Here is an 11,001-nt window from a genome sequence, read left to right as displayed (position 1 = left end):
TTAAAACCCGATTTATGCCACCTTCCCCCCTCTCTCCACAGGGCATTCGTCATCGGACAAAAAACGAAAATGCATGTAAAATGCGCTAATTTACAAGCCCTGCATAACGATGAATGATCCAAGGAAGAGACAATGAACCTGGGAGACTCTGCTACAGCCGTCTTAAACTTGGTGGCTTCAATGCAATTTATGATGCCCACCGACGCCTCCACCTTTTATCGTGACCTATGATGCCCCAGCATCCTGCGACCGATCGCTTAGCCCTCTTTGCAATGCTCGCCCTGTTCCCTGGCTCGTTTTTCTATCAGCTATCCGTCGGACTTGGGCTCATACCAGCCTTCGCTGGCGGCTACTTTGGACTTGCATGTGCCTCAATCTTCGTCCTGTTGGGAGTTCGGTATGGGTTTCGTACGCTTGGCAAACTCAAAGTACAGCCGTTCGACACTGCCTATTTGGGATTCCTTCTTTATTTCGCCGGTGTAGCTGCGCTCAATTCGCTTACAAAGCATGATGATGAACATTTAACTTGGCATCTCACAGCAGTCATTCAATGTGCAACTGTGTACCTTATATTTAAGGGTATGACGGGCCGTTCCAAAGCTGCTAGACGTTTTATTTGGTTAGCCGTTTCAGGAATGACCGCCTGTATATTTTATTTTATGGAAAATGGCGTTTTCTCAATCAGAGCCATCTCCGGCAATACCGAAAACATCTCTAGCTACCAAGGGTTTGCTCTATATTATTTAATTTGCTCAATTATCGCGATTAAGAATATACAAACTCGAACGCTACGAATAATATCGTACCCTGCAGTGACATATGCTCTATACGTGAACGGAGCACGAAGTGAATTCGTCGCGCTGCTTATCTTCATTGTAACGTTCGAAATATGCAGATCGAACTTTAAATCACTTTCCGCAACCTCAGCCATGATATTACTTCTAGCCATTTCAGCAACGCTGTATTCTGGCGCTGTGAATCTACCCGAAAACCGAGTAACAAGACTTCTAAATCTAAGCGAAGACAACTCATCGCTTGTTAGAAACCAGATCTCAGAGCAAGGTTTTTCTAGGATCTTGGACAACCCTCTGCTTGGAGATTATGGAAGTTACGAGAAAGGATACTACATCCACAACATATTGTCCGTATGGCTAGATCTCGGACTTCTTGGCTTTATCTATTTTTTGATGTTGATCTTGATACCGCTTGTTTTGATTGGCGGAAAAATCACTCTGAAGGGCAAATCTGATGCCGAGCACGCATTTATATTTTCTTCGCTTGTGGCATGCCTAGTTCTTCTAATATTCGGCAAGTATTTTACGTACCTGATGTTGCCAGCGGTACTTGGCTACTACTCCTCGGCGCTTCAACAAATCACAGCTAACCCGAATAACTCAGTTTCGCGAGTTAAGTCAGATAAGCTTATAGGCAGAGATGGCAAACATCCTGATTGAATATCGATTTTGTAGCATAATGATATCGACAAGACCTAGATCACCAAGCCTAAGCCCGTTTGCCGGATTCTACCTTTGAATATCACGCTCATGTGGCTTGATGCTCAACAGATTTCCATGCTCCAGGCATCGTTACTGACTCGGTTACCATCGGATTCGTGGCTACGCTCGTTATCGCCCTATTCTTTGGGGCCTCGCTGGTAACTTAGACGAAGAAAGTCGAGCGGGCTCGTCTCGACCAAAGCGACCTAAAGCCGCCGCACTTAATTTGGTAGGCTATTCGGGGTGAACAACGCCGCGAGGTGATGCCTGGCCTGACAAAGGGGACGCTGGTAGCCTACGACGCGGTTACGAAGAACGTCCCAAACCCATGGCGCTGGCCTCCTCGCCGGTCAGCACTAAAGCCTGAAGCTGAACATTTCGACGAATTATTCTAATAAAAAAAATTTGGAGGGCGCTAAACTCAAAACCAGCTATGCGCCTACCTGAGCCCATGCTTGATAAGCCCATAAAAACATCCCGACCGAAATCCATGGCAGATAAGTCAAGCAGGAGCTATTCAATGCAACGTTACCTTGGGCGCATTTGCTTACCTCACTTTCAGGGCTCAAGACGACGTTGTTGATAGATCCAGTCTACAATTTCTCCGTCCGGGGCATAACCGCTAACCGTATCTCGAAGCAACTGACGAACTCTCGTATAATCATCGGACTCGATGGCAGTCAGCAACTCAGTAAGCTTGGCTTTTAGCACTTCCCACGAAAGGTGGTCTTCGCTGGCACTCATGATCATCGGATGCTGGGTTGCGACAACGTTGTCACCTATCAGCAACTCTTCGTAAAGTTTTTCGCCAGGACGCAACCCGGTGAATTCAATTGAAATGTCGCCTTGGGGATTCTTTTCCGAACGGATACTCAAGCCGGATAGATGAACCATCTTCTCTGCTAGTTCAACAATCTTAACAGGTTCACCCATATCCAATACGAACACATCCCCACCTAGCCCCATAGAACCAGCCTGAATCACTAGCTGAGCGGCCTCAGGGATCGTCATAAAATAGCGTGTAATCTTAGGATGCGTGACGGTCAACGGGCCGCCTGACTTGATCTGTTTATGAAACAGGGGAATCACCGACCCGGAGGAGCCCAGCACATTTCCAAACCGCACCATAGTGAAGCGGGTTTTGTTGACGTGTGAGACGTTTGCCTTGTCACCGAATAATACAGGTGCCAGCTCACGACTTAAAGCTTGCAACGTCAGTTCGGCGAGGCGTTTGGTACTTCCCATTACATTAGTTGGCCGCACCGCTTTGTCTGTCGAGATCAATACAAAATTGGATACGCCGGCCTTTAGAGCCGCCTGAGCCGTGTTCAGCGTTCCGATAACATTATTAAAAACGCCCTCAGCAATATTATGTTCGACCATTGGTACATGCTTGTACGCCGCGGCGTGATAAACCGTGTCAACATCCCAAGTTTTCATCACATCGAGTAGTTTTTCATGGTCACGAACGGAACCCAAAATAGGCAGCAAACGAACGAATAGAGACTCGCGGCCGATCCGTGGTTCCAGCTCAGCCAAAATGCTATAGAGATTGAATTCGCTGTGCTCAAACAACAGGAGCGTGGTCGGCTTGAGCGATAGGATCTGCCGGCATAGCTCCGAACCAATGGATCCACCAGCTCCCGTGACCATGACCGCTTGGCCTGTAATGCAATGTTCGAGCAAATTTGCTTGTGCGGGAACCGCGTCTCTTCCAAGAAGATCAGCAATGTCCACTTCCTGAATATCATCGACCTTAACCCGACCGCTGGCCAAGTCCATAAAACCGGGAACACTACGTACATGCAAGGGAAACCCCTCAAGCAACGTTAGTATCTCTCGTCGCCGAGCACGAGATGAAGATGGGACGGCTAGCAAAATCTCCTGAGCCCCTGTCGCATCAATCATCTTTTGGATGTGCTTGGGCTGGTAAACCTGCAGCCCTGCGATCACACGATCAGCAATACTATAGTCATCATCAATGAACGCAACCGGTCGCATCACTCGGCCCATACGCAACGCCGCAACAAGCTGATTACCAGCGGCTCCGGCTCCGTATATAGCAACCTTGGGCAGGCCGTCATCACGACTGGTAAACGGTACATGCTGGGCAGCGGTAAACCAGTCGCCCAAGAAGTACTGCCTCATCATTAGGCGTAATCCACCAATCATGATCAGGCTCAACCACCAGTAGTTGAAAATAATCGAACGAGGCACGACGGTTTTATGATTGCTATACCAATACACGACAAGGGCCAGTAGCAAGGCTGAAAGACTGACAGCCTTACAGATGGTGATCAACGCATCATTACCGAAGTAGCGCATAACAGCCCGATACATGCCAAAGCGGATAAAAATTGGAATAGCAACCAGCGGAGCAGAGGCGAAGAGCCAGAGGTGCGTAGTAACTGGGCTGGCCAACGCATCAACACCAAGCCTCACGACAAAAGCGAGCCATAAGGCGAGCCAGACGAGTACGACATCAGCGGCCACTTGAATGGCGCGCTTATGGCGTCTCGGCAATCCCAGCAGGGCAGCTCTTAATTTGTCCATATACCCCTTACGCACCTTGGCATGCTCCTTTAATCTAAGCCATCTCTTTGAGTAGAACGTTTAAGTCTTCGCGCGTTGGACAGTCGATAAATAAGAAACGCGAACATAGAGCAAAATCAAGCTTTCTCAAGCTCACCGGCATGGAACCTAATGGCCAGCACCAATAGAGGCAAATAGGCCAGCATCAAAGCCAATCCCCCGTCCATACCCCACAGTGCGACGCAGCCAGCCAAAGGCAATAGCCAGAATATGTTTATTGCAGCCACAACCAACGTTACCGGTAAATGGCGGCCGTACTGACGGGAGGCGAATTGGTAGGCGTGGCTGCGATGAGCCTCGTATACCTTATCGCCACGTATCAAACGACGTAACAACGTGACCGTCGCATCAACAATAAAAACTCCCATCAAAATCAGCCAAACCCATAATAGCTTAGGTGAAACCCAAGCCGCCTGCAGCGACAACAGGCCCAAGGTGATGCCAAGGAACCCACTGCCTGCATCTCCCATGAAGATGCGCGCGGGGGGGAAATTCCAGTATAAGAACCCCGCTACAGCCATCGCGAGCACCAGCGGAGCCAAGATCAGTGAGTCAAACCCTGCCAGCCAGTAGAGCAGACAGACTCCAAGACAAACACATATAGCCTCGACGCTAGCAATTCCGTCGATACCGTCCATGAAGTTAAAGAGATTGAGCATCCACACCAGATAAAACGCCGCGAGCACGTGCCCTAGCCAACCTAATTTGAGAACGAAACCAAACAGCTCCACCGAGGGCAGACCACCTAGCCACCAAAGCGCCCAGGCTGCACCTAGGAAATGTCCCAACAATCTCCAGCGTGCAGAGATGTGGCCGTGGTCATCAAGAAAGCCTAAAAGCGCTATGCCTGTCCCCGTTCCCAGCAACGCCCAGGCGAGCGTCCAACTGAGACCTCCGTAGAACGCCAGGATAGGCAACGCAGACAGAAACCCCAACACAATCGCAACCCCGCCACCGCGAGGCGTCGGAACCGAATGAGAACTGCGGGCGTTTGGAACATCCATTAGGCTGCGCGCTAAAGCATAACGCCGCAAGCCGCCGGTTAATATCAGCGAAACGACAAATACAACGGGCACTACTAAAAGGATAGCCATGAGCTCAACCCTAAATTTTTGGTGATGAAAGGGCTATATAATCGGCGCCAGCCTTAAACAATGCATCAACTGTGTTAAGCGGAGGAGTCCAGCCAAGAAGCTGATGTGCTTTGCGTGAATCAATGACCAAGGAGCCGAATAATTGGGAGAACATGCTCTCCCGCCCCATAAGCGTTGCACCTGCGCGTATCAGTCCAATGGGTACATATATCAACCGTGGCGTCCGCCTCATACCCCTGGAAATAAAACGCACCATATCCTCTGTAGAGACATCCGTTCCATCGGAAACTAAAAAGGTTTCACCCACTGCGGCAGGATGCTTGCTGCAATGAATAATAAAGTCAACAAGATTATCTATCGCAATCAGGCTACGTTGATTATTTAACGACAAGAAAGGAAGCGGAATACCAAGTTTCACCACTTTCAATAAACGGCGAAAGTTTCCGGGGGCGTCTCCTCCATACACCAGGGGCGGGCGAATAATGACGAGCTCCATTGGTGAGCCATTGCTCAACTCTTTTAAAGCCTCTTCAGCTTCAAACTTAGAAATCGCGTACGGCGTGACCGGGTGATTTCCGCTCAACTCCGAAACCCCTGAGTTCTTAGTCTCTGCTGCACTTACCCCTACCGAACTCACAAAAATAAATCTCTTAACTCCTCGGCGCATTGCTTCCCTCGCCAAGCGAACGGTCGCATGAACATTTGCACGCCTGAAAACCTCTAGAGGATCCTTTTCTTGATCGTTCAGGATATGAGCCCGTCCTGCTAGGTGGATGATTGTCTCTACACCATCGCATAATCCATCTAACGGGTCATATTCAAGATTCAGACGAACGTATTCTAAATTTTCTGTATAACTGATAGCATTACGCCCGACGCCTTTTACTACGAAATCTTGTGAAATCAAACAATGACAAAGAAGCCGACCTATATACCCTGAAGCCCCGGTAACCAAATGCATGCAATCACCTTAATTAATCTTCCAGAATCCGCTGTGCTAGACCGGCATACTCAAAATTTTTCTCCAAGAACAACCGACCCTTTGCGCCCATCTCGATCAACACGCTTTCATCAAGCAGCATCATTTTCTTGAAAGCGTTCGCTAAATGCTCAGCTTGACCGGGAACCACAGAAAAACCGCAACCAGACTGTTCAACTGGATCATTACACGCATTATAGGATGCCACGACAGGGATTCCGGCAGCCATATAATCATAAAGTTTGTTCAAACTAACACCGAATCTATAAATAGGAAGGTCGTGCATCACAAAAAAACCTGCATTCACGAGGTGTAGAGCTTGCCGAATTTCCCTCTTATCCACTTGCGGATAAAAAACAACAAAGTCATAACCAAGCTGACGACAGCGTTCACTTAAAGCAGGCCCTTGCTCACCTTTCCCAACAATAATAAATTTCACCGGCGTCTCGCCGGTGACATTTAGAAAACAAAGCGCATCTAAAAACAAATGCATCGCATTGGGTTCGCCCAAGGCCCCTGCGTAGAAGAAAATGAACTCTCCTTGAGATTTAAGCCTTGCAAGGTCATCCAATAACTTCGAACTATTAGACTCATTGGCACTGTACACATCATCAAAAGAAAAACCATTTGGAACGTATCTAAACTTTGTCGGATTCATGCCGCGCGAAACCATATGCTGCTTCGCTCCCGGTAATAACGAAATTACTGAATCAGCTGAAAAATAGGCAAATTTCTCGATGAGCGACAGCCAGATGACAACCGGGTGTAATTTACTAAAACCTGCAACCTCTATCAAACTCAAAGGCCAAATATCCCTAACCTCAAATGAAATCTTGCATCTAAAAAGCTTGGCACAAAAAAAAGCTGCCGGATAACCAAATGGATGAGCCGATGAATATACTATAATATCTGGCCTTTTTTTGAGACCCAAGCGCAAGAGAGAAAATAGCAACAAGAAGCCAAAACACACCATTGAGAAGAACCTAGCCAGGCCATTTCCTTTATATCTAGGGCAACGCACAAAATTATATGACACACCTTCCAGAACCTGGCACCCGAGCCTACCAGTGCTATCATCCATTAGATGATGATAGCTTGGCGCGATAACTTCAACAGAGTGTCCCTTCGCCTTCCAAGCGCTCGCCAAGTAGAAGGAACGCCAATAGCGCCCGACTCCAGGGCCGCCAGCGTAAGGATTGATATACCAAATATTCATTGCTTTCCCCAACACTACTTTAGACGTTCATCTAACGTCAGAAGCTTCATGAGTTAGTCAAACAGTCGGCAATGAACGAAGCTGCTTGTCCACCACCGTAAAGGCACCCGCTGTCATGCACAACATGATTAACGCGATCACTCACCGCAGCAATAATCGAACCGCTATCAGCGCCACACAACACATTCGCACCTATCTCAACCAGCTCGACCCATTCCGTTTGATCGCGCATGGTCACACATGGTTTTGAGAAGAAAAAGGCCTCTTTCTGTACTCCCCCGCTATCAGTTAATACTAAGCCGCAACGTTGAAGAAGCCATATCATCTCAAGGTACCCAACCGGATCAATTAGATTGACTTCCAGTACAAGCCCAGCTTGCACTATCATATTTCGCGTGCGCGGGTGTAAAGGTAATACTACCGGCGCCAACGTCCTATGAATAGTATTCAAGGCGTCAACGATAGATCGCAATCGAATCGGATCATCAGTATTCTCCGCTCTATGCAATGTTGCCAAAATAAAACCCTCAGCAATACCGAAACCGGCTGGCCTAGAAGCATGACGAGCAAAGAGCATTGCGCTGTCCTGCATTACATCACCTGAATTAAGTATTTTTACAGGCTTCTCCAAGAACCCTTCTTTAGCTAAATTATTCATCGCAGTTTGCGTGGGACAAAAAAGCATGTCACTCATCTGGTCAGTTAAAATGCGATTAACTTCCTCTGGCATCTGCATATTAAAGCTTCGGAGACCAGCCTCAACATGAGCTACCGGAATATGGAGCTTAGCCGCCGCCAGAGCACCGGCCAATGTTGAGTTCGTATCTCCATACACCAATACTCGATCAGGTTTCTCTTGAAGCATTACCCGCTCAATTTCGATCAACATGCGTCCGGTCATCTCACCATGTGAACCGCCATGAATATCTAATTGGAAATTGGGCCTTGGAATACCTAATTGCTCAAAAAAAATTTCCGACATATTGGCATCAAAATGCTGACCAGTATGGATGATCTGTTCAGACAAGCCAGGTTCCTCAACAATCGCCTTGGACACGACGCTGGCCTTGATAAACTGAGGTCGAGCACCAATAATAGTAAGCAGTTTCATTACGTTATCCTCTATTTAATGCAGCGTAGAAGGTCAGTAATCTACGACCCTCTACGTCCCAATTGTAGCGCTCAGAGACAGCTTTTTGACCGTTGCGGCCCATTTGCCCGGCTTGTTCGGGATTTTCCATTATAAAGTCAATCGCATTGGCGATAGACCGGGGGCTCAACGGATCTACACAGATCCCACAATCATTTCCTTCTATAATCTCGCGCCACAGGGGAAAATTGGAGGCGATAACCGGAATACCCGAAGACATGTACTCGAACATTTTATTAGGTTGTGCATCAATATGATTAGGTAACGGATAAAAGGTAACCAAACCTGCAACAGACCGAGCCATGACGTCACGCACTTCGGCACGCCCCAGCTGGCCACATTGATTAACTGAAGCCCAACCGGAACCGCCTTTAACATGGGCCTCAACACCGGGTTCGGAAAAACCACCTACTAAATTTAATCGCGCGCCCGAATGAGCAAGACCCATCGCGTCCACAACCTCGCGAATGCCTCTAATTGAGGTTATCCCTCCGACATAGCAAACCTCGCGCCTTTTCTCGCTCCACTCAACATCAGCTGAAAGCTCACCCACTAAAGGAAAATTATTTATATCCATAACATTAGAGTTAATAGATAAAAATTTATCTCGTATGTATGGAGTCGCAGTCAAAACACCATCCATCTTTCGACATGCGAATCGTTCATAAGCGGAAAAGGCAAATGAAAGAACCCTTCGTGACAAAGGATCCAAGTAAGGTTTGCTTAATATCTGTTTTGGAACATCCTCGTGCGAATCAAAGATTACAGTCTTTCCAAGCTTCTTTAACTTAAGGCCAACCGGAATAAGCTCAGGGTCATGCAAATGATATACGTCCGCCTTAACTGAAACGGCCTTGCTGTAAACCATTCTTGTAGTCCTGAACATCCGATTCAAACGTCCAGGCAAGAACCCAGCATCTATAATGTTGACGCCTTCGGCACTTTCGTCACCCTTGCCATCGGCAACCACCAAGTAAACATCATAACCATGCAGAGCTAATGTTTTGCATTCTTTTTGGAAAATTCTAATATCAAAACGAGAGTGAGCCGAAGTTACATGTGCAATTTTCAAAAAAAGCCCCTCTTTGATTCTTCCAAACAATGAGCGCTGAGATGTCGCCCCGGATCGTTATATGCCCGCATCATAATTAGCCATTACCATCATGAGGACCCTCCTTGAGCACAGCGATAAGACATCAAAAAATAAAGAACATACATTATGGCATAGCTTACGGAGTACCACCACAACGCCTTAACAATCTCGCCAGCCTGTAAAAAGCACCCAGCAGTGATTGCCAACAACGCCAACTGCCAAATCAGGTCCATTCCTTGCTTTTGGGCTATATATATAGTGTAACTTAGCGGACTTACGACAAATCGCATATAGAACATTGGTATTAACAGGATCGCATACTTACCTGATTCAACCCACTCCGAGCCAAATACAAAAACAAATGCCCATTCCCCTAGCCACCAGAATAGAAGAAAAGGCGGAAAAGCCAACAGTGATAAAACTACGAAGGTACGTAGAAAAATTGAACGGCACGACCCTGTAGCTCGATAATCCCGCGCAGCTTGCTCCTTGAAAACATCCAGAACCGAAGCAGCAAGTAAAGTAACCGGAGCCCCCATCATTTTGACTGTCAACGCAAACCAACCTGCAGCCTCCGCACCGAACCGTGAGGCTATCAAGATGACGGGTAATTGGCTGGCCACAGTATTGACCAGACTAGAAGGCAGTGATATTTTAGGAAAATTTCTGTATCTGTATGCTACGCCCCATACATTACCAATGTCTTCACTCCAACACGCTCTTAGCCAAGAGCGGTCGAACCAGAAAAAGACTAACAATGTGGCCAATAGCACGCCAAGAGCTTGCCCATAGATCAGTCCGCTTACACCTAACGCAAAATACCCCGCTAGCACTTGAGCCACGGCGATTGCTGCTGCCAGGGCGATTCTAGCAACTCCCAACTTATTAAAGGCTTGCTGAAAAACCAATAACGAAAGAAGCGCCTTATTCACTCCCATTCCAAACACTACGATCGCCATAACAAGAGAGCAACTTTTAACGATCGGCGGGATCTGCTCGAAAAACGAACTCGCTATAGCGATTGATAGCGTACCTAATATTGATAACGCGATTGAGGTAAGCAGGACTAACTTTACGATTGACTTGGAATCATCATTCGCCTCACCGCTGAATAAAGCAAGCTCGTAACGACCGGTGACCAGAACGGCCATTATAGTTGCGAATGAGAGCCAGACGTTGAAAGCCCCCAGCTCTTCTGGAGAATACAACCTGACCAAAATCAGCATTACACCAAGCGAGATTAGTTGTGCACCTGAAGTCCCAATTAGCACATTGCAAATACGGGAAAAAAAAATACGTTTCAATTAGTACTCCTAGCCCGCCCTAAGAGCCTTTTACCGAAGCTCGCTAAAAATACCAACTCAACAAAGCTCACAAAACC

Annotated in this window: 8 protein-coding genes; 1 reads left to right on the top strand and 7 read right to left on the bottom strand. The window is 47.4% G+C overall.

The window, feature by feature from the left end:
- Window positions 1-230: 230 nt before the first annotated feature.
- The gene (locus tag J3P81_RS08140) at window positions 231-1,454 is read left to right on the top strand and encodes an O-antigen ligase domain-containing protein (protein WP_434563090.1); all 1,224 of its coding nucleotides are present in this window, start codon (window positions 231-233) and stop codon (window positions 1,452-1,454) included.
- Between the two features lie 600 nt (window positions 1,455-2,054).
- Here the strand turns inward: J3P81_RS08140 and J3P81_RS08135 are convergent.
- The 7 genes from J3P81_RS08135 to J3P81_RS08105 all read right to left on the bottom strand — a co-directional run bounded on the left by J3P81_RS08135 (window position 2,055) and on the right by J3P81_RS08105 (window position 10,924).
- Window positions 2,055-4,049 carry a polysaccharide biosynthesis protein gene (locus tag J3P81_RS08135; protein WP_434564090.1) on the bottom strand — a complete coding sequence of 665 codons (1,995 nt, stop codon included), beginning with the start codon at window positions 4,047-4,049 and terminating at the stop codon, window positions 2,055-2,057.
- Window positions 4,050-4,165: 116 nt separating this feature from the next.
- On the bottom strand, window positions 4,166-5,182 hold the full coding sequence (locus J3P81_RS08130; RefSeq protein ID WP_434563088.1) for an MraY family glycosyltransferase: 1,017 nt from the start codon (window positions 5,180-5,182) through the stop codon (window positions 4,166-4,168).
- Window positions 5,183-5,192: 10 nt separating this feature from the next.
- Complete coding sequence (locus J3P81_RS08125) at window positions 5,193-6,143, bottom strand: NAD-dependent epimerase/dehydratase family protein (protein ID WP_434563086.1); 951 nt, start codon at window positions 6,141-6,143, stop codon at window positions 5,193-5,195.
- Between the two features lie 13 nt (window positions 6,144-6,156).
- The gene (locus J3P81_RS08120; RefSeq protein WP_434563084.1) at window positions 6,157-7,377 is read right to left on the bottom strand and encodes a glycosyltransferase family 4 protein; all 1,221 of its coding nucleotides are present in this window, start codon (window positions 7,375-7,377) and stop codon (window positions 6,157-6,159) included.
- A gap of 46 nt (window positions 7,378-7,423) precedes the next feature.
- Window positions 7,424-8,488: a non-hydrolyzing UDP-N-acetylglucosamine 2-epimerase gene (wecB, locus tag J3P81_RS08115; RefSeq protein WP_434563082.1), complete on the bottom strand. Its 1,065-nt coding sequence runs from the start codon at window positions 8,486-8,488 to the stop codon at window positions 7,424-7,426.
- Between the two features lie 4 nt (window positions 8,489-8,492).
- Entirely contained in the window at window positions 8,493-9,599 is a 1,107-nt protein-coding gene (locus J3P81_RS08110) for a glycosyltransferase family 4 protein (RefSeq protein ID WP_434563080.1), read from the bottom strand.
- An 89-nt stretch (window positions 9,600-9,688) separates the two neighbouring features.
- A complete protein-coding gene (locus tag J3P81_RS08105; protein ID WP_434563078.1) occupies window positions 9,689-10,924 on the bottom strand; it encodes an oligosaccharide flippase family protein in 1,236 nt (411 codons plus the stop codon).
- Window positions 10,925-11,001 lie beyond the last annotated feature (77 nt).

The sequence above is a fragment of the Pseudomonas sp. R1-6 genome, from assembly GCF_051132115.1.
Taxonomy (GTDB): domain Bacteria; phylum Pseudomonadota; class Gammaproteobacteria; order Pseudomonadales; family Pseudomonadaceae; genus Aquipseudomonas.
The sequence above is the reverse complement of the archived record's forward strand: the minus strand, read 5'-3'. Positions and strand labels throughout refer to the sequence as shown.